Annotated in this window: 20 protein-coding genes; 5 read left to right on the top strand and 15 right to left on the bottom strand. The window is 41.7% G+C overall.

Annotation, left to right across the window (positions count from 1 at the left end):
• Positions 1–59: 59 nt before the first annotated feature.
• The 10 genes from ACO05K_RS04530 to ACO05K_RS04575 all read right to left on the bottom strand — a co-directional run bounded on the left by ACO05K_RS04530 (position 60) and on the right by ACO05K_RS04575 (position 12277).
• The gene (locus ACO05K_RS04530; RefSeq protein ID WP_421943273.1) at positions 60–1199 is read right to left on the bottom strand and encodes an epoxide hydrolase family protein; all 1140 of its coding nucleotides are present in this window, start codon (positions 1197–1199) and stop codon (positions 60–62) included.
• A gap of 66 nt (positions 1200–1265) precedes the next feature.
• Positions 1266–2351, bottom strand: coding sequence for an ankyrin repeat domain-containing protein (locus ACO05K_RS04535; RefSeq protein WP_421943274.1), 1086 nt, complete (start codon positions 2349–2351; stop codon positions 1266–1268).
• A gap of 223 nt (positions 2352–2574) precedes the next feature.
• Positions 2575–3006, bottom strand: a complete 432-nt coding sequence (locus ACO05K_RS04540) for a nuclear transport factor 2 family protein (protein ID WP_421943275.1) — start codon at positions 3004–3006, stop codon at positions 2575–2577.
• Positions 3007–3179: 173 nt separating this feature from the next.
• A complete protein-coding gene (locus ACO05K_RS04545; protein WP_421943276.1) occupies positions 3180–4085 on the bottom strand; it encodes an AraC family transcriptional regulator in 906 nt (301 codons plus the stop codon).
• 218 nt (positions 4086–4303) lie between these two features.
• Positions 4304–6592: a xanthine dehydrogenase family protein molybdopterin-binding subunit gene (locus ACO05K_RS04550; RefSeq protein WP_421943277.1), complete on the bottom strand. Its 2289-nt coding sequence runs from the start codon at positions 6590–6592 to the stop codon at positions 4304–4306.
• Positions 6593–6602: 10 nt separating this feature from the next.
• A complete protein-coding gene (locus ACO05K_RS04555) occupies positions 6603–7619 on the bottom strand; it encodes an FAD binding domain-containing protein (protein WP_421943278.1) in 1017 nt (338 codons plus the stop codon).
• 31 nt (positions 7620–7650) lie between these two features.
• Positions 7651–8256 carry a 2Fe-2S iron-sulfur cluster-binding protein gene (locus ACO05K_RS04560; protein WP_421946277.1) on the bottom strand — a complete coding sequence of 202 codons (606 nt, stop codon included), beginning with the start codon at positions 8254–8256 and terminating at the stop codon, positions 7651–7653.
• A 923-nt stretch (positions 8257–9179) separates the two neighbouring features.
• Positions 9180–9419 carry a hypothetical protein gene (locus ACO05K_RS04565; protein ID WP_421943279.1) on the bottom strand — a complete coding sequence of 80 codons (240 nt, stop codon included), beginning with the start codon at positions 9417–9419 and terminating at the stop codon, positions 9180–9182.
• A 513-nt stretch (positions 9420–9932) separates the two neighbouring features.
• The gene (locus ACO05K_RS04570; RefSeq protein ID WP_124913778.1) at positions 9933–10841 is read right to left on the bottom strand and encodes an EamA family transporter; all 909 of its coding nucleotides are present in this window, start codon (positions 10839–10841) and stop codon (positions 9933–9935) included.
• A 605-nt stretch (positions 10842–11446) separates the two neighbouring features.
• Entirely contained in the window at positions 11447–12277 is an 831-nt protein-coding gene (locus ACO05K_RS04575) for a helix-turn-helix domain-containing protein (RefSeq protein ID WP_421943280.1), read from the bottom strand.
• A 105-nt stretch (positions 12278–12382) separates the two neighbouring features.
• Here ACO05K_RS04575 and map point away from each other — a divergent pair, with 105 nt between their 5' ends.
• Positions 12383–13144: a type I methionyl aminopeptidase gene (map, locus tag ACO05K_RS04580; protein WP_421943281.1), complete on the top strand. Its 762-nt coding sequence runs from the start codon at positions 12383–12385 to the stop codon at positions 13142–13144.
• 124 nt (positions 13145–13268) lie between these two features.
• On the opposite strand, the gene ACO05K_RS04585 is transcribed toward map, so the two are convergent.
• From ACO05K_RS04585 to ACO05K_RS04595, 3 genes are all read right to left on the bottom strand, one after another.
• Positions 13269–13844, bottom strand: a complete 576-nt coding sequence (locus ACO05K_RS04585) for a Crp/Fnr family transcriptional regulator (protein WP_421943282.1) — start codon at positions 13842–13844, stop codon at positions 13269–13271.
• A gap of 17 nt (positions 13845–13861) precedes the next feature.
• Entirely contained in the window at positions 13862–14230 is a 369-nt protein-coding gene (locus ACO05K_RS04590; RefSeq protein ID WP_124913782.1) for a hypothetical protein, read from the bottom strand.
• A 965-nt stretch (positions 14231–15195) separates the two neighbouring features.
• Positions 15196–15522 carry a winged helix-turn-helix transcriptional regulator gene (locus ACO05K_RS04595; protein WP_124913783.1) on the bottom strand — a complete coding sequence of 109 codons (327 nt, stop codon included), beginning with the start codon at positions 15520–15522 and terminating at the stop codon, positions 15196–15198.
• A 113-nt stretch (positions 15523–15635) separates the two neighbouring features.
• Between ACO05K_RS04595 and ACO05K_RS04600 the strand changes: the two genes are divergently transcribed.
• Positions 15636–16409 (top strand): SDR family oxidoreductase, encoded by a 774-nt coding sequence (locus ACO05K_RS04600; protein ID WP_124913784.1) that lies wholly within the window; start codon positions 15636–15638, stop codon positions 16407–16409.
• A 693-nt stretch (positions 16410–17102) separates the two neighbouring features.
• Here ACO05K_RS04600 and ACO05K_RS04605 read toward each other — a convergent pair.
• Positions 17103–17819, bottom strand: a complete 717-nt coding sequence (locus ACO05K_RS04605) for an N-acyl homoserine lactonase family protein (protein ID WP_421943283.1) — start codon at positions 17817–17819, stop codon at positions 17103–17105.
• 36 nt (positions 17820–17855) lie between these two features.
• Positions 17856–18497: a Crp/Fnr family transcriptional regulator gene (locus ACO05K_RS04610; RefSeq protein ID WP_421943284.1), complete on the bottom strand. Its 642-nt coding sequence runs from the start codon at positions 18495–18497 to the stop codon at positions 17856–17858.
• 1034 nt (positions 18498–19531) lie between these two features.
• Between ACO05K_RS04610 and ACO05K_RS04615 the strand changes: the two genes are divergently transcribed.
• The 3 genes from ACO05K_RS04615 (at position 19532) to ACO05K_RS04625 (ending at position 21764) form a co-directional block, all read left to right on the top strand.
• The gene (locus ACO05K_RS04615; RefSeq protein WP_421943285.1) at positions 19532–19861 is read left to right on the top strand and encodes an Atu4866 domain-containing protein; all 330 of its coding nucleotides are present in this window, start codon (positions 19532–19534) and stop codon (positions 19859–19861) included.
• 537 nt (positions 19862–20398) lie between these two features.
• Positions 20399–20740, top strand: a complete 342-nt coding sequence (locus ACO05K_RS04620) for a hypothetical protein (RefSeq protein ID WP_421943286.1) — start codon at positions 20399–20401, stop codon at positions 20738–20740.
• Positions 20709–21764 (top strand): hypothetical protein, encoded by a 1056-nt coding sequence (locus tag ACO05K_RS04625; protein WP_421943287.1) that lies wholly within the window; start codon positions 20709–20711, stop codon positions 21762–21764. Before ACO05K_RS04620 ends, ACO05K_RS04625 begins: the two co-directional genes overlap by 32 nt.
• The last annotated feature ends 3 nt before the right edge of the window (positions 21765–21767 follow it).

Here is a 21767-nt window from a genome sequence, read left to right on the forward strand (position 1 = left end):
TTGCCCCATTATCAAATCACTCGAGGGACCTGAAGTTTGTCGCCCACCGATTTAAAAAACTACTTCCTCGAATGGCGGAAACTGTCGCGAACCTCTTTAACAAACAATTCCGGCCGCTCCCAGGCGGCAAAATGCCCGCCCATTTGCAATTCGTTGTAATGCACGAGTGTCGGATATCGTTCCTCTACCCAGCGTTTGCTGCTTTGATGGATGTCCTTTGGGAACTGACTGTAACCGACCGGAACCTGTATTTTGTGCTCTTTAAAGCTTAACATGCTCTGCCAATAGATACGGGCAGACGAGGCCGCCGTTGCAGTAAGCCAATAAAGCGTGATGTTGTCAAGAATCTCATCCTTACCGATCAATTCTTCTACATCGCCGTCGGTGTATTTTACCACCAGTTCATAAATCCATGCAGCCTGGCCTACAGGGGAATCCGTAAGTCCATAACTTAGTGTTTGCGGACTTTGGATCTGTTCTGTCATATAGCCGTTCTCGTTACTGGCAAAGGTTTTCAATCGATCCAACGCCCGCTGCTCCTGCTCATTCCGTGCTTCCATGTCCGGGAATATCGGAAACATATTAAAGTGAACTGCACGAACCGCAGGTCTGCCAATACCTCCTAACACATTAGTGATCGCATAGCCCCAATCGCCACCTTGCGCAAAAAAGCCCTTATAGCCAAGCCTGCGCATCAGTTCGACCCAGGCGTTTGCTACACGCTCGGGCGACCAGTCTGGGGTGGTCAGCTTATCGGACAGACCAAAGTTGGGCATGGTAGGAAGCACAACGTGAAATGCATCTTTCGGATCTCCGCCGTGAGCCCTGGGATCGGCCAGCATTGGTGCGACCTTAAGAAACTCTATCACCGAGCCGGGCCAGCCATGGGTCAGTATCAATGGCACGGCATCGGGTTCTGGAGAACGCAGGTGAAGAAAGTGAATGTTCACCCCATCGATCCTGGTCATTGAGGGGTCATATCCGTTCAGTCTTGCTTCGCATCTTCGCCAGTCGTAATCGTTGAGCCAGTAATCACACAGTGACTGCATTCCGGAAAGCGGTACGCCCTGGCTCCAGTCTCCTACCGTTTCAGGATCAGGCCAACGCGTTTGTCTTAGCCGCTCACCCAAATCGTTCAGTGCCGATTCAGGGAAGGTAAAGGGATGAGGAAAAATAGATTCGTTTTCTGAATTGTTCATAAGAATATCGTTAGGTCACGCCGGCAAGGAATAAGAGGACAGGTGCCCGTTAGAATTTATTTCATTTTATACTTTAGATTGGTGGTTTTTTTCAAATAGCAACCATGCAAGCTCATCGTAGCCATAAGTCACTGCCAAATCATATGGGGTCTGCCCGTTATGTGCTCTGACAGTTAATTTGGCGCCTGCCTCCATCAAAGCCCGTGCAATATCAAAATGCCCGTGCCAGACCGCATCGTGGAGCGCAGTATATCCGTTGTATGCACCCTGCAAATTTATACCGGCCGGTTCCGCTGCCCCTTCATCTTTCTCTGTCAGCATCTCAACAATTGCCGTATGGCCAAAATATGTTGCATCATGAATTGCCATGCCGCCCATCAGTCCAATAATGCGCCGGGGATCTGCACCCGCTTTAAGCAGTGACGATGCGATCTTAGCATGTCCCTCCCTGGCCGCAATCCCGAGGGGGGTATAATGATCGTCTATGCTACCGATAATCGGCACCTGTTCGTCAAGGGGGTAGCCTGCTGAAATGAGGCGCTCAACCTCTCCGGTATCTCCTGACCTGACCGCAGCGACGAGTTTGAGACTTTCAAGTTTGTTTTCATTTTCTGATCGTTTCTCTTCCAGATAACCTGAGATCTCAGCAAGCCCATCCATCTGGGCAATGTCAATTGGAGTTTGCCCCCAGTGATTGGCGATAGTCGGGCGCGCACCACGTTGCAGGAGAAGCCTGACCACCGCGGAATGCTTATACAATACGGCATCGATCAACGGGGTGTTGCCCAGAATCGGTGTCTGCTGATCAATGAAGGCTCCATGATCAAGAAGCAGACCGGTAAGGTCTGAATTTCCGGATTGTACAGCCTTGTGTAATGCGGTTGCACCCATTCGGGGCTCAATGGCATGTACGTTTGCACCTGCGGTAAGAAGCAGCTGTGTGAGATGGAATTCGCCCAGTCCAGAAGACACCATCAGTGGTGTCAGGCCCTCGGGATCAGCGCGATCAACCTCTATACCTGAGCGAAGCAAAACAAGCAAAGTTTGCAGGTCACGTTCACGAATAGCCGAGTGCAGTGCAAGATCATTTTGGGATTTCAATTTATTCATGCCTTGGAATTTTTCAGATGAAAAAACAGAACTGTCAGTCATGGATTAATTCTTTTATATGCATCATAGATTTGGTTTCGGACAGAAAATCGGAATACGATATTTTCCCATCTCCATTAATTGATTTTATTAATCAAACGATCAGTCCTGTACTAAATTCAAGATTTTACCGACTCGGGAAGAGATCAATAAAGCGTTCCTCAGCTTTTGGGCTTAACCCCAGATGGGTTACGGATTATCGGCATTGTGTCTCTAAAAAGCGATGTTAGGTAACTTTAAGGTTTATCCGACCGACAATATCATAATAGGCATCCAGATCAAGCCATTCAATTCCTGACACCACTTTCTCATCCTTTATGGTCATAATATACATATAGGCATTTTTGTAATCCTTTCCGTCTATTGCCACGCTTTTGCTTTCAATCCGTGCAAAAACCTCATCCCCGTCTGCCCAGACACCAATGGTTTTTACCTCCAAGGGCTGGGCAAGCCGCTGGTATAATGCAGACTCTGCATTTTTAAACAAATCTTCCATTCCTCGGTAGGTTCCCGCAACAGGGCCGTGGCCTGCAATGGTCCATTCAACGTCGTGCGAAAAAAGCGTTTCGAAAAATAAAGTGAAGTCGTGAGCCGAGTCAGCTAATACCTGCTCGACTTTTCTCTTGTTTGATTCTTCCTGTTCAATGTTTCTTCTCATGGTATGTTTCACTAGTGATTTAATATTCTTGAAATTTATTTTGTTAGCCTATCACCTCCGGACAAGAGCGCTCTTTTTTTTGCCAGTCCAATGTGACCTGGGGGATCATTGATACAAAACTATGGCTTAACCAGAATTCAGACTTGTGATTTTCAAACCAATATTTGCGAAAATCAAACCTGACGGAAGGATGTAGGACTTTCGGAAGTGTTTTTTTTAAAAAATCTATTAAAATGTGCTTGGTCTTCAAAACCGAGCACATAGCTTATCTCAGCGATGTTCCAGTCAGTATGGATTAATAAGCCTTTTGCCTCACCGATCAGCCGCTCGGTAATCTGACTGGATGTTGTCCTTCCGGTGGTTTTTTTGATTGAACGGTTCAAGTGATTGACGTGGATGCAAAGTTTTTCTGCTATGGCTTTTGGCGAACGGAGCTCAAAGCGCTGAGAAATCGATTCTATTGGAAACTGACGCTCAAGCAAGTCTGAAAATACATTAGTGATCCGTGAGCAGGCATCGGAATGTTTAAGGACATCTTTTGAAGGCTGAAGTTTCATCGCGTTGTATATCAGTTCGCTTACGTAATTTCTGATCAGTTCATACCTGTAGTTATACAGGGAATTGTTCTCTGTTATGATTTTTTCGAATGTTGTTTTAGCCTCCAGAAACTCTTGATCGCTTAAAGAAAAAACAGGCTGTGCTGCTGAGCTGAAGAGCGGCAATTCATTTAAACGGAGTCGGAGGTTTATTTTAAAAAATTCATCCCTGAATATGCAGAAATAGCCCTTGTCATCTCCGCCCAGAGGATCTGATGCATAAGGTACATTGGGATTGAAAAACACCAGGGTATTGCCGGTGATCGGGATACTTTTGTTGCCATAGTGAAAAGTATTTTCTCCCTGATACAACATGATTTTATAAAAATCCCTGCGTATATAGTTAGGCCGGGAATCTTTTTTCTGAAAAATCTCTTCAATGCGGAAAACATCGAAGCTGCCATTGTGGTCATTCATGCTTTCGCTGTCCTTGTCAAATTTATGCCTGTAAAATTCCGCCAATGATTCTGTAGATTTTGCCATATCATTTAATATCTAAAATAAGTTCTGTCGTGTTCCGATCCATCCAACATCAACAATAGATGCTTGGATTACCGGAGACTTTATGAAAAAAAACCAAAATTCATCAATGAAACAAAAGTGGATGCCCGGTTAGCCTGAAGGTATTCTGGACAAGATGAAAATAATTCTGTTTTTTTTGTAGCAGGCAATTCAGAGGGGCTACAGCCCCAATTATCCGACTATGCACCAAAAAATTTCTCAGGGGTTAACGGGAGATCTCGCAGTCTTTTGCCTGTAGCGTTAAAGACTGCATTCGCAATGGCCGCCGCAACTCCGGTTATCCCGATCTCACCAGCACCCCGAGCACCAATGGGTGAGATATGTGGGTCAGGTTTGCCAATGAAATAAACATCTATCGGCGGTACATCAAGATGCACCGGAATATGATAGTCAGCTAATGTTCGCGTTACCGCACTTCCCAGGTGTTTATCATATTCGGTTGCTTCCATCAGTGCTGCGCCGATTCCGAAAATCACGCCCCCTATAATTTGGGAACGTGCTGTTTTTTCGTTCATCACACGCCCCACATCCTGAACGCTGGTAAAACGTTTGACCCTGATGGTTCCGAAATCTTCATCAACCCAGACTTCAGCAAACTGGGCGCCAAAGGAATGAAAGGAATGTTCTTGAACGTCACTGTTTTCCTCGCGAGGAGTATTGCTGGTCACGCACCAGGGTGATGGTACCGTAAAGCCATTGCCAGAGACGGGTAGGGAGGTTGCACAGCTCTCTATCTCAGTTCGATTTGCCCGCTTCAATATATCCAGATAGGTATCGCTTTTCTGTGCGTTTCCCCTCACAAATAATTTGCCGTCAGCGTAATCAATATCTTCTGGCCTGTATCCGTTCAATTTAGATAAGGGGTCGTTAATTGCCATTGAAGCGAGTTCTTTTCTCAACATCACGCAAGCGTCGAACACAGCGGGATGGATACTCGCAGTTGACTGTGAACCGCCTGCAAAAGGTGACGCCGGCAGGCTGGAATCCCCAATTTTGACTTCAATACTTTTCACAGGTATTCCAAGGCCATCAGCAACCGTCTGTGCCAATACAGTATAAGTTCCGGTCCCTATATCAATGGAAGCAGTCATAACCGTCACCTTTCCGGCTGAATTCATCAGGACTTTCGCTGAAGCCGCATTACGGCCGGCGGGATAAGTTGCCGTGGCCATCCCATAACCGACAAGATATTTTCCCTGGCGCCGCTGCCTGGGCTCCATGCTACGGGATGACCACCCGAACCGTTCGGCGCCAATGCGATAACACTCCAAGAGATAGTTGCTGGAGAACCCGATCCCTTTCATCGGGTCTTTGGAAACATGGTTTTTGATACGGAATTCCACAGGGTCAATTTTCAGTTGATATGCAAGCTCATCCATAGCACTTTCCAGGGCGAAAGTACCTGGGGTCTCTCCAGGAGCGCGCATCGAAAAAGGAGTTCCGCGGTTCAGTATGGCCACATTGTATGTTGTCTCACGAACCGGGGCTTTATACAGAATCAGGGACTGTTTTCCACTGGGTTCAAAGAAATCAGAAAGATTCCCATATGTATCGGTATGATGGCGGATCACATTTAAATTCCCGACCGAATCTGATCCGAGCGCCAGGCGCTGGATGGTTTCCCCACGGTGGCCAACATTGGTCTGCATCATTTGACGGGTAAGCACCAGCTTGACAGGGCGACTCAGGGCTTTTGCTGCCATGGCTGCAATTATTGGATAAAGCCACAATCCCTTGCTCCCAAACGCTCCCCCGACAAAATGCGAAATGACACGAACGTTTTCCCTTTTAAGTCCAAGAAAATAAACAGTAATGTCCCTGGTCACTTCAACGCCCTGGGTGGCATCATATAGCGTCAGCTTATCTGATCCCTCCCATATGGCAATAGTTGCGTGGGGCTCCATAGGGTGATGATGCTCAGCGGGGGTCGTGTAAACCTGATCAATTCTTTGAGGGGATGAGTTTAGCGGTCCCTCGGCCATTCCCACATTGATCTGGACATCATGTTTATTGAGCATTTTGGGTTTTTTAGCATTTGGAAGCTCCGTTTTAAGATCAATTGCACCCTTTTCAGTGGCATAAACCACTTTCAGCCTATTGGCTGCCGTTCGGGCCTGTTCATAAGTTTCAGCGATAATGACCGCTATGAACTGGCCCCAGTAATGGACAATATTGCTCTGAAATGGAGGAAGGAACTCGCAAACCATTCCCGCATTTGCTTTCTCCAGTGCCTGCTTATCAATTGGCATTAACCTCATTGCATTTGTATGGCTGATCACTTCCAGAACACCCGGTTCTTTTCTTGCAGCAGTGTCGTCAATTGATAAAATTTTACCCTTTGCAATTGTTGAACGAATGGGATAGGCATAGGCCATGTTTGGCTGATTGAATTCAGCTGAATAGGTTGCTTTTCCGCTCACTTTCATCCGGCCGTCGATGCGGCTTATCGGTTTACCCGTTTCACTCATAATCTTGGTTTTATTTGTTGGCCTCCATGGTTCCATAAGACCCGCCCTGCATTGCGCCTTCCAGGGCTCTGGAAATAGCTTTGCCGGCCAGGCCGATCTTGTATTGATTGTGTTGTAAAGGTTTTGCGTTCTTAAGCTCAGCTGTTGCTGCGGCTATAAAATTAGCTTCAGTTGGACGTTTCCCGATGAGCCATTGTTCTGCCGTTCTTGCGCGCCAGGGCTTGTGTGCAACTCCTCCTAAAGCGATCCTCACATCTGTGATGCTGTCGCCATTGGTCTCCAGTGCCGCTGCGACAGAAACAAGCGCGAAAGCATAGGAGGAACGTTCTCGAATCTTCAAATAGTACGATTTTTCGGCAAGTTGGTCTGCCGGTAGGTGAATTGATGTGATCAGCTCGCCGTGCTTTAAATTATTATCAATTTCAGGCTGTTCGCCGGGCAGGCGATGAAAGTCTGCAAATGGTATATTTCGTTGTGCGTTGCCTGGACCTACAACCTGTACGACGGCATCAAGTGCGGCCAATGCTATTGCCATATCCGAGGGATGAGTTGCCACACATTTTTCTGACCATCCGAAAATGGCGTGACCTTTATTCATCCCTTGGAAAGCGCTGCAACCGCTACCCGGCTTTCGTTTGTTACATGGCGTGCTTACGTCATAAAAATAACTGCAACGCGTACGCTGGAGCAAATTTCCACCATTGGTCGCCATATTTCTAATCTGCGCACTTGCACCGGCAAGTATCGCCATGGACAGCAATGGGTAATTTTCACGGATACGTTCATCATTGGCGGTATCAGCATTCGTGGCCATAGCGCCAATGGACATTCCTTTACCCAATTTTTTGATCTCTGAAAAGTTTGTTAATCTGGTAATGTCTACCAACTCACTGGGTTGCATCACATCCTCTTTCATCAGATCGATGAGATTCGTTCCGCCCCCTAGATATCTTGCAGTCAAATCCGCAGACACAACGCTGATTGCTCCTACAGAATTTAATGCATTATTAAATTTGAATGGTCTCATAATGTCAGTTCATTAAATGATAAAGAGTTTTTTAGTCTGTTCCATCTGCAAATTGCCAGACCTGTGATACTGCCTCATCTCCGTGAACTTCACGGATCGCATCCACAATATTCGGATAGGCACCGCAACGGCAAAGGTTGCCTGACATGCGTTCCCTAATCTCCTGATCGTTCAACTTTACCGATTTGCTTTTTTTACGAATGTTAACGGTGACGTAGCTGGCATCGCCATTTTCAGCTTCATCCATTAGCGCAACTGCAGAGCAGATTTGCCCCGGAGTACAATAACCGCACTGGAACCCATCATGCTTGATAAAGGAGACCTGCATAGGGTGTAGCTCATTTCCAGTGGACAATCCCTCTATGGTAGTTACTTTTTTATCCTCGCAGGCTGCAGCCAGTGTGAGGCAGGAAAGAACCCGCTTACCATCTATGATCAGCGTACAGGCCCCACACTGACCGTGATCGCAGCCTTTCTTTGATCCCGTGAGATTCAGGCGTTCACGCAACATATCAAGTAATGTCATTCGGGAATCAACCATAAGTTTCTGCTTGGTGCCATTAACGGAAAAAGATATATTTCTCCCATTTTCAATAGAAAAAGGCTTCAGATCCTCTATCGGAGCACTTCGTGCCATCAACTGTTCTATACCCAGTAAATGCGTCGCAATTACGCTGGCGCCCGTGACAGCAAAAAGTTTTAAAAAATGACGGCGTTTAATGCCTGAACTGATGATTTCATTGATTTCATCGGGCATAAGCTCTTCCAGTGCTTTTCGCTCTGCGTCAGAAAGGTCGGGTGATTTTGCTGGTTCTTCCATGATATAGATAGAGTATAAAAGATTGCGGTTATTTTTAATTATGAATATTCCAGGGGATTAGGGTTTGGTTTTTAATGCTGTCAAAATATATTCTGGTTTAAATTTTGAATGATGAACTATTTCTAATGTTTAAACTTCGATCGAGTGTTCCGGGCTAGGTGCAATCTTTGAATTGCTGCGCTCATCAAAGAATTGGCGGTCTTCAGAAAAGTTTTTATTGATAGGTTTTACTGCTCTCATTTCTATGCTGTAAAAAAAAATATAAACGTCCTGTAAACGTTTTCTGTTTTAATGGATATCTTTTCTTGCCATATGACAAGACGGAATTCCGCTTATCATCTAGAGCGGGTCTTTGAATATAGCTGCGCAGGGGCGATGATCTGTAGAGTTAGGGGTGTGCTCCAATAGTCTTCAGATAATGACACACTCTCTAAGATGGAATGGGTTAGCTGAAAACAATATCCCTAAATTGGATTAAGGGGAATCTACTTGGCAAGAGCTTGTTTTTACATCCTGGAGCGCACTTGCCGACCACTAAATTGTGGCTAAGAGAATTCACCGTGAAAATTTTACTGTTGAGCGGCATGGTTTTTTCAAAAAACCATCCTTTCACATCTATTTAAATGCATTTTACTCCTTAAATGATATTGTAATTTTTAAATAACAGATTGGCTGGAGATCATCCTTAAAGATGCAAAACCGGCAAGTCGTGTAAAGCATTGATAGGTGTCTAATATCACTTAAAAGGTTCGTTGATAGGGTGCTGACGGGTTAGCTGTTCTTTCAGGCTGGCAAAAAGCAGTGATGTTTACAGCAGTCAGTCCATGATCTGTCTTCTGAATTTCGAACTGTACGCCATCCCCTAAACCTAAGCTTTTGTCTAGTGTTTTCAGACAGAAGGCAATTTCCTGATCGTTTTCATCCAATATAATTCCCCGTCCCTCTGAGAGGGTTATATTTATAATTTTTCCTTTTCTCACTTGTTTGATATAAAAAGGGCACTTACGGAAGCTGATTGCGTTCGGTTTTGTCCGATGTGTTTTCTTACCATATGGCAAAATTGCATACTTTCAAAGTTTAAGTTCATTTATCTGCGGCTGCTATGTGTGCTGGCACTCGTGTTTTATATAAAAAGGGTATTTCAATATCCGCATACTTTTTATTAGGTGATGAACAGTAGTCACTCCGCTTGAAGTACGTTGCTTTTTCCGGTTGTAGCCTCTGAATTATTTAGCAAGCCGCGGAGACTGATTTTAGAATTATACAAATATTAACAGTTGCACTGCTGCAAGCTGATCCTTAAATGAGGTCGAAGGAACGTTTTTGCGCCTGTGATGCCATTACAGGATATTTCAGAATTTCCCAGAGTTTAAATATGCTGCGGAAGATGAGTGCGTACGTTTCGTTTTAGCTGCCCAGCTAATGTCGCGGGCGCATTGATGCGTGGAAGAGTAATCCCCGAAATTGTTGGAAAAAGAAAAAAACGTGATTGCTTACAGAAATTTATTTCTGATGATCGCAAGCAGCCCTTCACTATTGAAAACAATCACTGCCAAAAAGATCATGCTATATGCTAAAATTGGTATTGCTGCCAAAGACTCATGATATACCCAAATCGACAGAATGAAGGCGATAACAGGATTAATGTTTAGTAGCATTCCAACTTTTGATGAACTGATCCCTTCCAGTGCGTAAAGATTTAAATATAGCGCCAGAATAGTGTAGACGATGGCTATCATTTCCACGAATACGTAAAAGTGTGCCTGCGTTGGAATGGGTCCGGAGTGGAATGGATAAAAGGGCAATAAAAAGATCGCTGATAACAGGATATGAACGTTTAGCGTTGTAAACTTATCAAATCCGGCGTTTTTATTCTGACTTATCAGATAACAAGCATAGCTAAATCCGATTATCCCACTATAGAACATATTTGTTATGTTCGAGTATGATAACAATATGCATCCCGCGAAACTCAAAAGTACCGCTAACCACTGCGCTGAATTCAATCTTTCACGGAGAAGAAAAAATGCCAGTATTGTCGTTATCACAGGACAGATGAGGTATGCAACCGATGTAGCGCGTACGTTGATATGATTCATCACATATATAAACGAGAACCAGTTTATTGTCAGAAAAATGGCCGCTCCAATATTTAGAACGATGATTTTTCTTTGCAATACTCCAGACAGAGATTTTAGTAAGACAAAACTTTTGTTTAGCTCCTGCCTTCTGAATAAAACAGATATCACAGTCATGATTACCGCGCAACTAAAAACCCTGTAAAACAAAATGTCGAGTGAAGAGTAAGCTGTTAGCGGTCTTAAAACCAAACTGAAAGTTCCCCATATCGAAAACGCCACAATTGCTGCCAGGTAGTATTTTATCGTACCAGTATTTTTCATATTAAATTTTCCTATTTAAGATCTGTTGGCTGCGCTGACATTGTAATGTCACCACGCAATGTTAATGATAATGATCAGGTTATTAAAGTATTAGGTTTGTTTATTTGGGTTGGCACAGCAGGGGAATTGTTTGTTGCAAGATGAAATATTGGATGGAGTGTCGTATGTACAAGTCTGCTGGAAGACAGTAGATTACCTTCCCGACACGATGCCGCCACATAAACGGATTGCAATTTCCTCAGAGAAATATTAAAAGATAAGCCCTGAGTTTTAACTTCAAAAAATGAAATAAAATGTCCTAATTTTGAAGTATTACGGGCTGAAAAAGGAAATTTTTAAATCCGGAATCATTCACGCTCCTTTCAGAGCGCCACCTAGCATGAATAGCGGGAAAGTACTTTATTCTCATCTCAGGATATTAAAAAAACAAAGATTGGGACCTTGTCTTCCCGGCCATCGGATCGCCATTCAAGTTGTTGTTTAATATCACCTTTAAACAACAAAGCCTGTCTACCTTACCGGCACAATGTTGTATAGCAGCTGAAACTTTTTTTCAAATGTTGGGTTAAAGTAAATGTTGTAAACCAACGTTTCTGACACAAGTGTTATGCCATAATGGAGGGCTTGAAATACTGTGATGGCGACCTTCCTGTAAACGCTTTGAAATCCTTCAAAAAATGGTTCGCATCATAATAACCATTTGACAGAGCAATTTCCATCAAATCATTGTCAGTTGCGGTCAGCTTAACATAAGCATTAAAAAAACGCTGGAGTTTTATGTAATCTTTAGGTAGAATACCAGTATTTTGTATAAAACTTCTTTCCATCCATTTGTAGTTTACCCCTAATAAGGCTGCCAGATTTTGAACGCTACAATTTCCCTTAATCTTTTGAATATAACCCAGCAAGGAATCAAACTTTTCATACCCACTTTGAGCTTTAAAAGATTTGGCTACATAGCCATTTAGATAGCTGATCCTCTGGCAAACTGAAGGCAAAGCATAAAAATCATCGATACTAAAAAAACTACCTCTGCAAATCGAATAAAATGGAGCAACCGGGAAATTTTTGAAGTAATGGTGATCTAGATTAAACGACTTGGAAAAAGCTCCAGGAAAAAATCTCACGACCAACAGTTGCTCCATATTACCGTGATATTTAACGTGCACGTTCTTAACCGGTCCGGCACTTGCCCAGGCACTTTTTATATTAAAGGCTGCACTGCCATCCTTCACCACTACTGAATCATTCAGGTTCTGCAGGAAGACAAGCACTGGAAATCCATCATTGAAAATCAAATGTGAATTTTCTTTTGGGTCTTTGTGAAAGACATAAAACCCCTCAATAATGGATGCATTTTCAGATGAAGGATCGAACCTGTAACTATCGTAATCGAATTCACGTAAATGGATTTTTTTGAGATAGTCAATCGGCATGCCGCAATTTAAGTAATTCTATGTAATCCTGCATGACAAGTGTCTAAAATTTACTATAGACTGATCTAGTATAACAATAGTTTTGTCAAATATAAGCGTAATAGAATGATCATAAAAACAGAGGAAGAACTTAATGGCATTAAAAGAGTAAGTGAGGCAGTAGCTATTACTTTGCGCGAGATGAAAAAATATGCGCAGATTGGGATAACCACTAAAGAACTCGATCAATACGGCAAAAAATTACTGGAACAGTTAGGCGCCAAATCTGCGCCTCATGAAACATATAATTTTCCCGGTTATTGTTGCATTAGTGTCAATGAGGCGTTTGCTCATGGAGTTCCGTCGGATAGTGTCATCCTCAGAAATGGTGACATTGTTAATATTGATGTCTCCGCTGAGTTAAATGGATTTTGGTCGGACAACGGGTGTTCTTTTATTCTGGGTGATGATATTAAGGGACTTCAAATCTTGGTGGATTCGTCGCGTGAGATATTATTGGAGGCCATTTCAAAAATAAGTGGGGGAGTGAGAATTGCGGACATTGGTAAGTTGATAGAAACCAAAGCAAAAAAGGCAGGCTATACCGTTATCCGGGATTTAGGGGGGCATGGAGTAGGAAGAAGTTTACATGAGGAGCCTGATGCGATCATGAATTATTACGACCGGTCTGATTTACACAGACGTTTCAGAAAAAATTCCGTTGTTGCCATTGAAACCTTTATTTCAACAAAATCTACAAATATTAGGACCGAATCGGACGGTTGGACATTTACAGGCAGTAAAGGTGGATTTGTAGCACAGCATGAACACACTTTACTGGTTACCGGAGGCAGACCGGTAATCCTAACATCAGCGAACGAAATATAGAATGACTTTGATGAATAAGAGTAGATGCTAAGACCAAGTAGCAATTAACTCAAGAAATCAGCTCCGGTGTAATCCATAGCAATATTTCATAGGAGAGATGGCTCAATGAGTATTTCTCACTAAATCAGATGCCATTTTCTTTTCGCATCATGCTCAGGAATGCAGGCGTGATGCCGATGTAACTGGCGATATGTTTTTGGGCTATCCGCTGCTCCAGTCCGGGGTGTCGTTTACGGAATTCAAGGTAGCGCTCTTCAGCTGTTTTATAAAGTTGAGAGGTCATGCGATGCTGATAAAGATCAAACCCATTTTGATTAAGGATCCGAAAAAAGCGTTCGAACTTTGGAATCAACAGAAAAAGTTCTTCAAGTCGTGGTAAGGATATACTATATATTTCGCTGTCTTCCAGTGTTTGAATGGCGTTTACCGAGGGGCTACTGTTAAAAAAACTGGCGATATCGCAACACCACCAGTTTTCCGGATAGAAACCAATAATGTGGTCTCCACCACTCTTATCCGTGTAATACATACGAAGGCAGCCGCGTTTAACAAAATAAATGTAGCGATCGGTTTCTCCTGCGCGTAGGAGCCAGATGCGCTTTTTTATTTCTTGAAGTTGGAAGCATGCAAGCGCCTGCTCCTGTTCCTCGGGGGCAAGCGCTATATGTAAGGCAAAATTGTTTAGGATAAGCTGATGCATGTTTGCGAAGATAGTACTTAGAGGGCAAACGGGCGTGTCATATACAATTTAAGTTCTGATAGTGCGGCCATCCGCAGGGGTTCGGCAATTTCTCGGTAGGTATCACTTTTGGCAACAGTTAAGAATGCCTCGAAGCTTGAATACTCCACCATAAGAAGTGCATCCCAGTTTTCACCTTCATCGGCCACTACGCTAGCAAGAACGTCACTAATAAGGTTTATTTTAGCATCCAAATTTAATATTTCCATTACACGTTTAAATGCAGGAAGGTATTCTTCAATATACAGGCGCCGGTCGCTGAATTTAAGCATGTTCAACATCAGGACAGGTCCTGTGCCAGGCACTGTTTCGGGAAGGGTGACGATTTTCTCTTTTTTATTTTCCATAAATCAAAGATCGTCCGGCTCAGTGAGAAAAAAGTTCAACTGGTTGAAGATTTTAAAATAGATTCAGGCTACTCGTATTAAGTGCAATAAATTTTTAATTAAAATATTAGATGATGGAAATTACAGGAAGACTGACTCCTGACACAGTGGTTCAGGCCGTGAGCGTAGAAAAAAATGTGGTGGATTTTACCCTGGCCATTAATGACACTTACCTCAGCGAGGATAAAAGTATTGAAGTAGACGTTGTTCGTAGAGCGCGCCTTTCGGCCAAATACAGGGGCTGATTTAAAAAAGAAGGAATACTGGTCAGCTCTACCGAGGCTGAGGGTGAAGGGATGCCTTTCTAATCAGAGCGCAGATTACCTTCCCCGTTTTTGAGATTAAATTTTCTGACAGCCTAAACGCAAAAGCAGACCGTAGCCAGGCAGACACTGAAAGTCAGCCCGAAAGTGGAGATCTGGACATTCTGGATATCGAAGATCACAAATGTGTCTCAACATTTAATTTTTTAGAATCATGGCACATCAAAATAGTCAAGATTCCGCGAAAGTTGACAAACTGGTTTAGTGAAAATTTTTTCTAATAATTTTCCTAAAGGTTGAGTCCTTCAGAAACGTTCGGTTGGAAGTATTCTTAATCCCTCAAGAATAATGACTAACAGAGCCAGAAGCAGCAAGGTAGTCGTTGAGAATCAATCGAAGTTTAAATTCGTTAAAGCTAAGCCTGAATTATGCCGTTGTTATAATAAATCTTCAGCATTGATTGCTTGGTAAGAATTATTTTAACTTAAGGCTTTTTGGCCTTTTCAAATTTATTTGGCTGGCAATTAAAGCTAACCAAGCTAAATGCAATTTCAATACTTCTAAGGAATTTTCTTTTAACTCTTGAACTTATATTTCTTGCACAGCTTGATGCTATTTACCATTCATAGTATTGATTCTTGAACATAGTTTATTTGAAACTTATTAATTTACGTATTCAAGCCCCCATTTATATAATTCATTAATGGATGTCTTTAATTTTTCGCCTTTTAAAGTTAGGGTATATTCTACTGTAGGTGGCACAGTTGCAAAAATGTGCCTGGTGACAATTCCGTTTGCTTCCATATTTTTCAACTCTTTCACTAACATTCGGGTATTAATCTTTGGTATCATTCGCTCTAATTCACTGAACCGTTTCTTGCCTTGAAATAAAGCATAGATGATTGACATTGCCCATTTTCCACCTATCACACCTAAAATTTCTTGGAGTGCACAGCGTTCATCATTTTTTTTATTTTTATTTTCTATCATAAGTACCTGATATAGTGTTTAGCTTTACTTTATGTTATTACTATACATAAGTGTCACTACTTTCAAAAGTAAAGTATAGTATTTAATTTTGCAACTTCTTTAAAAATAATAGTATGGAGACAACATTAAATGGCCAGGTTGCATTGGTAACAGGCGGAACGAAAGGTATTGGTAAAGCTATTGCTGACGCATTAAGTATCAGAGGTGCTCAAGTGGTGGTGACTGCAAGAAGTACTCCTCAGGATGTCACCAATAGCCATCACTTTATATCAGCTGACCTCGCTCAACCCGAAGCAGCAGAAGTAATCGCTAAGGAGATTCTTATAAAATACGGCAGAATAGACATAATTGTGAACAATGCGGGTGCCAATCTGAGTCCAAGTGGCGGCTTTGATGTGCTTTCGGATGAACATTGGTTTAATGACTGGGAATTAAACTTCATGGCGGTAGTTAGGATTAACAAATTGCTGTTACCTACAATGATCAGCCAACAGAGCGGTGTGGTAATTAATATTTCCACGGGTGCTGCAAAAATGCCAATTTGGGAAATGACCATGTCATATTCTTCTGCAAAAGCAGCGTTGAATGCATATAGCAAGGCATTGGCAAATGAGTTGGGATCAAAAGGAATTCGCGTAAATGTAGTTTCACCAGGCGTAGTAAAAACACAGCTCATGATGGATTTTATAGAAAACATTGCAAAGTCTTCAAACATCACTGTTAACGAGGCATTCAAAGCTGTAATGGACAAAGTTGGGGTTCCAGTAGGCAGGATGGCAGAACCCAAAGAAATTGCTGATCTTGTAGCATTTTTGGTTTCTCCAGAAGCCAAATATATTACCGGCAGTAACTACTCAGTAGATGGAGGTGCCTTACCAACAATATAAAACAAGAGACTTATTTTGCATCGAGTTCTAGCATAAGATAGGAAGAGCATTAATGAATAATTTCAGGTGGAGTCTTATGGCTTCACCTTATATATGATAGAGTGCAGGCTATCCCCAAATTATAAGTTTCTTCATATTAAAATGACGAACGCTCAAAAGATATGTTTTTTAGACGAGCAATAAATTCTGGTGTGCTAAGTATGCCTGTAGAGAGAGGATTCACAAAAAACGGTAGATCATGTAATATAGATTTCATTTTTTTTTGTCTTCAATAACGAAGTTTCGTTGGAACTTGCTTACAACGCTTGGAAACGTAATCAGATCGGTAAATAACGAAGACAATATTTCTCATTATGCACTATTATGTCCCACCATTACCAAAATTTCCAGGGTGTAAGAGCGAAAGTTCTGTGTGAAATTCTATTATGGACATCCGGGTTAGTATCAAGAGAGCTCTCAAATTGACATTTGCCAACGTCAAAACCATGAATTGATCCATTTTCTAAGAAATGAAAACTGGAATCTATTCTGATAATAGTATTCACTTCGCAGATAGTAGTTTGCTGGATTTCTTAGGATTACATTTACCACAGGGCATTATTCTCACGCTATCAGAATTCTATGATATGGGGTTCTACATTTGGGTCGTGATTAGCAATTACTTCTATACAATTTGGCTTTTCGCTCATTTGTTTAACCCATTTCAGTGATTCCATTGCTTTTTTTCTTGTTGGTCAACATTCCTGGCAAAATCATTTCCTCCCATGATTTTTTGGAATACCCAGTATCTGCGCATAGTAATACAAATTTACCATTATTTTGAACAAGCGTAGATGCCATTCCATTGGTATGCCCAGGTGTATTTACGAAAACCACCGATCGGTCGCCAAACAAATCATATTCAGCATTCTCAAAGTCAAAAGTTTCCAAATTAACGTCCCTCCACATGAAAGGCAGGTAGAGAAGAGGATGCTTTTTGGTGTCACGGAGTTCTATGCTGCTTGTCAATACTTTTTTAGCATCTTTTACTAATTTTAACCCGCTGACGTGGTCGGGATGTAAATGGCTTATGAACAAATAGTCTATATCGCTTGTCCGGTAGCCCAGTTTGTGAAGCTGTTCGTGGATCGCTTGCCCTGAAGGTAGGTAAGCTTTGCTCGATAGGCTATACAGCCAACCAAGGTATTTTTTTTGGTCGATTCTGATGTCTGTATGCCAGCCCGTATCAATAAGTATCAGACCTTTAGGGTGTTCGATAAGATAGGCAGATGCGGGAACATTTATTTGATGTCTTTTACTTCGCAAAATGCCGCTATAAGGCATTGGATGTAGTGTGTTCTCATGAAATGCCGCTGCTTCGTCAAAGTTTAAATTGCCGCAATGCAGAACGTGTATTCGAATTGTACCCATTTTTTCTTTTCTAAAATTATGGCACAAAATTCCATTTTATTTTCTTGCTTTTCCTGACACATATGTGTCAAATGGTTGGTTGGCTAGTTTTTTTCGTATTCGTGTGAGCGATTGTCGTTCAATCCCTAAATAACTGCTGAGATCCGATAAAGATATGCGATTATATAAATTTCGGTAGGTATTTAAGAAATTCATATACCGGGTTTCGGCATTATCGAACAAAAAGCCCTCCATCCGACTTAAAATATTACGATGGACAGTCTCAATCACAATGCGGAAATAGTGTTCCATCTCGGGAAATTTGTCACTACAATCGTGAATATGGCTGTATGAAACATTGATGATAATGGTTGGCTCTATGCATTGGAACCAATATTTGCTTGGCTTTGGTTGATCTAGCGAGGTGCAATAGGTGGCATAGTTTTTTTCAGCTATAAAATTAACGGTAATGTCGTTACACTGACCATCCCTGTAAAATGCCCGAAGTAGACCGGAATGGACATATCCAATTTTTTTTTGAAAAGCATCTGCCTCAATATAAACTTCTTTAGGTTTTAGTTGGGTTATATCTAATTCTTTTTTCCAAAAGTCAAATGCTTCATCGGTTATTTTAGGGCAATGCTGCTTTATTGAGTTACAGTAGGCTTGTATAATTTTGTCCATTATTTCTTCTTGCATTTGTATTGGGCATTTGAAAGCTGATTGGTATTACCCAGATTATATTTGCTAATGATAAACCTTTTCACAGTTGAAATTAAGAAATTATTCTTATTTACATGATGAAAACAGAGAAACGAAATTAACTTAAAATCTGTATGAAAGCATCTGCCATATATCTTTCAACTGGCTTTCAAAATGTTCCGCCGTAGAATTGCACCGGACCGTTCCTTGGGCATACGTTATTTCGAATGGACTATGACAATTACCTTGTCAAAGACTAAATGAAAAGGAGTTTATAGAATTGATAAACAGGATCTTTTGGTTGTGTAAAATCAATAAATCCTGTTTTTTCTAGACGTTTTTAATAAATTTTATCTAAAACACATTTGCGCCTTAAAAGGTAGCCAGAACTTGACGGACGCACAAGCCGATACTAAACTTGTTCAACGAAAATTGACGAACCAGCCTCCAGGTGGAAGCAGAGTGAATAAGAGGACAGCTTATTGATTTTTATTCTTTAATCGTAATTATTTATATGATCCTGGAAATTTTTGTAGATAGATGGTATGAACCGCAATATTAACGTAGCTCAGCGTGTAATTATTTCACTGCAAGACTATTCAGAGCGATGATCTTAAGCCGCTTATATCAGGCGTTGTAGATCATATTTGTGATCGTCAGCCCTTAAATAAGTGGAGATATTGGAATCGAAGTGAATCTGCTTCAAGGTTTGCAAATTGTTTATTGCATTTTGATCTAACGCAGTTATGGCCGTTGGATTAAACTTTTCAAATCATATATGAAAGCTATACTTTTCATCACTAAGTGCTTGATTTTTATAGTTATTGGTTTTTTATTTACACCTGATGGCCTGCGTTTAGTCGCTAATTTTGAGTAATTAACATAGTGATAACTGGTAATGACAGGTTAGTTAAAGTTAGTCAGCACAAAAAATGAATCAACGGATTTAGCATTCCCTTGATAAATGGCTACCAGACCTTTTATTAGGGTTATAGCATAAGGTTATACAGGAATATAAAAAACGAAACAAAATGAAAAAAACAATCGAAGAAACAAAAGAATACCTTGGTATCTGGATATCTGCTGATGGTCAAAACCGCCATGAATTACTTCCGAATATGCGTTACAGAGGTGCTGGCGGAGCACTTAAAGATGGTTATCAAGGCAGCTATAACGTAGTGGGTGACCATATTGATTATGAGGATGACAGCGGCTTTAGTGCAGAAGGAGACTTTCGGGACGGCATACTTTTTCATGGTGGAACTGCACTTTTCAAGAAATTTAGCGGCGTGAATAATCGGGAATGGGAATTGTCTATGAGAAATAGGTTTCGTACAATATTGAATCAAATATATGAGTGATCTGCAATTAAGTGACAATGGTTTGCGGGTTGTTAGACATTTGAGATGAAGCAATTTTAAGGTGTATGCCGTGTACAACCAATTTCCAACTTGGATTACAGCGATGGAAAAGGACGCTTAGTTAAAGGTCTATCCAGACAACAAAAACTTGTCATATTGATTTACCAAATGCTTGTATAGATTCAAAAAGTGTCTAGTTTGCATGATAGAAGTTGCTTCCTTAAATTACATTATTTAATCTAATTGTAATTTGATGGCCTTTAACTCGACTCAATTATATAATTACCTGACATCAATTAATACGTGTAACTAATTTTTGATTAGATGCTTATTTTCTTCAAAGTACTAAAGCCACTCCACAGCCGATTTACCCGAGAGCTCAACATAGAACTTGATAAATTAGAAAGTTTGAGTATTTTCAAGTATGCCACCTATGAGGCCTATCTAAGCTATGACAGGACTTTCGCAAATAAGCATATGCTGACCGGTATGGTCAGGTACAGCCAAATATAGAATTTTATCACTGCTACCGATCCGGTGGAATCTTTACCTTTCGAGCAACTTGGAGTGGTCGGGAGAGTAAATTATAGCTTTGACCGCCGATATGTTATTGGTTTCGATGCAGGCTATAATGGTTCAGAAAACTTTCAAAGCGGCCGGAGAATGGGCTTCTTTCCGGCCTTCTCGGCAGCATGGGTAGCATCTAACGAGTCTTTCTTAAAAAACTCAAAATTCATTAGCCTGCTTAAGATTAGAGGCTCTATTGGAACTGTTGGTGTAGATAACAGTGTGGGCCGGTTCGCCTATTTGAGCACCTGGTCTACAGGCGGGGGAAGTGGTTATCGTTTTGGAAGAGAAGCCGACGGGGGACGAGTTTAAAAGTGCGCAGGAAAGCTCCTCGGGCAACGCATTTTTGACATGGGAACGAGCCAGAAAATCTAACATCGGTTTGGATATCGAAATGCTCAACCAAAGCATTGTATTTACCACCGATGTCTTCGATGAAAGAAGAACCCAGATACTGACTGTTGCTCAGGTCATTCCCGATGTGACCGGAATCCAGAATCTACCGGCCATAAATGCAGGTATTGTAACCAATAAAGGTATCGAAACTGAGCTTACCTGGAGAAAGACATTCGGTAAAAATTCATTTTTACTCAGGGGTTCATATGCCTATGCGACCAATAGGGTGGAATATGCTGCAGAACCAGACTATTCACTTCCTTATCGTGGCTTGAAGGGCACCCAGATTTTCGAAGTTCAGGGACTTACAGCACTTGGTCTTTTTAAAGATCAGGAGGAGATCAATAGCAGCCCTGTTCAACAATTTGGCGCGGTACGCCCTGGCGATATAAAATATTTGGATAGAAATAGCGATGGCGTTATCAATACCCAAGATGAAGGGTACCTGGGTCAGATTGCACGACCTAAATCATATGTGGGCTTGACAGCTTCCATCAACATCGCTCAGTTTGACCTCAATATTCTCTTACAAGGCGCATATGGAGGAACACGTTGGCTAGAGGGAACTTCTGCCTGGGCGTTTTCTTCCAACAGTTCTGTGCTTGCCGACTACAAAGAAAAGAGGTGGTCTTTGGAAAACCAAAATCCAAATGCCAGTTATCCAAGACTCTCTTCATCGAATAATGTTAACAATAATCGCCGATCTACCTTCTGGCTGCGTTCTTCGGACTATCTGAGGCTTAAGAACGTTGAGGTAGGCTATTCATTCTCGAAGAATTTATTGAAAAAAGTGCGTTTAACCAATGTTAGGGTTTTCGCCAACGGACTCAATCTATATACCTGGGACAAACTAAAAATATTTGACCCTGAAACATCCGATAGCTTTGGAAATTATCCCCAGCAGCGGGTAATTAACTTTGGTCTTAACGTGTCTATGTAAATC

The organism is Pedobacter sp. (assembly GCF_965227205.1).
In the GTDB taxonomy this organism is placed as follows: domain Bacteria; phylum Bacteroidota; class Bacteroidia; order Sphingobacteriales; family Sphingobacteriaceae; genus Pedobacter.

Excerpts from the sequence above, each read along its gene's own strand:
- ACO05K_RS04530 (WP_421943273.1), bottom strand. The coding sequence starts at position 1,199 with ATGAACAATTCAGAAAACGAATCTATTTTTCCTCATCCCTTTACCTTC.
- ACO05K_RS04535 (WP_421943274.1), bottom strand. The coding sequence starts at position 2,351 with ATGACTGACAGTTCTGTTTTTTCATCTGAAAAATTCCAAGGCATGAAT.
- ACO05K_RS04540 (WP_421943275.1), bottom strand. The coding sequence starts at position 3,006 with ATGAGAAGAAACATTGAACAGGAAGAATCAAACAAGAGAAAAGTCGAG.
- ACO05K_RS04545 (WP_421943276.1), bottom strand. The coding sequence starts at position 4,085 with ATGGCAAAATCTACAGAATCATTGGCGGAATTTTACAGGCATAAATTT.
- ACO05K_RS04550 (WP_421943277.1), bottom strand. The coding sequence starts at position 6,592 with ATGAGTGAAACGGGTAAACCGATAAGCCGCATCGACGGCCGGATGAAA.
- ACO05K_RS04555 (WP_421943278.1), bottom strand. The coding sequence starts at position 7,619 with ATGAGACCATTCAAATTTAATAATGCATTAAATTCTGTAGGAGCAATC.
- ACO05K_RS04560 (WP_421946277.1), bottom strand. The coding sequence starts at position 8,256 with ATGGCACGAAGTGCTCCGATAGAGGATCTGAAGCCTTTTTCTATTGAA.
- ACO05K_RS04570 (WP_124913778.1), bottom strand. The coding sequence starts at position 10,841 with ATGAAAAATACTGGTACGATAAAATACTACCTGGCAGCAATTGTGGCG.
- ACO05K_RS04575 (WP_421943280.1), bottom strand. The coding sequence starts at position 12,277 with ATGCCGATTGACTATCTCAAAAAAATCCATTTACGTGAATTCGATTAC.
- map (WP_421943281.1), top strand. The coding sequence starts at position 12,383 with ATGATCATAAAAACAGAGGAAGAACTTAATGGCATTAAAAGAGTAAGT.
- ACO05K_RS04585 (WP_421943282.1), bottom strand. The coding sequence starts at position 13,844 with ATGCATCAGCTTATCCTAAACAATTTTGCCTTACATATAGCGCTTGCC.
- ACO05K_RS04590 (WP_124913782.1), bottom strand. The coding sequence starts at position 14,230 with ATGGAAAATAAAAAAGAGAAAATCGTCACCCTTCCCGAAACAGTGCCT.
- ACO05K_RS04595 (WP_124913783.1), bottom strand. The coding sequence starts at position 15,522 with ATGATAGAAAATAAAAATAAAAAAAATGATGAACGCTGTGCACTCCAA.
- ACO05K_RS04600 (WP_124913784.1), top strand. The coding sequence starts at position 15,636 with ATGGAGACAACATTAAATGGCCAGGTTGCATTGGTAACAGGCGGAACG.
- ACO05K_RS04605 (WP_421943283.1), bottom strand. The coding sequence starts at position 17,819 with ATGGGTACAATTCGAATACACGTTCTGCATTGCGGCAATTTAAACTTT.
- ACO05K_RS04610 (WP_421943284.1), bottom strand. The coding sequence starts at position 18,497 with ATGCAAGAAGAAATAATGGACAAAATTATACAAGCCTACTGTAACTCA.
- ACO05K_RS04615 (WP_421943285.1), top strand. The coding sequence starts at position 19,532 with ATGAAAAAAACAATCGAAGAAACAAAAGAATACCTTGGTATCTGGATA.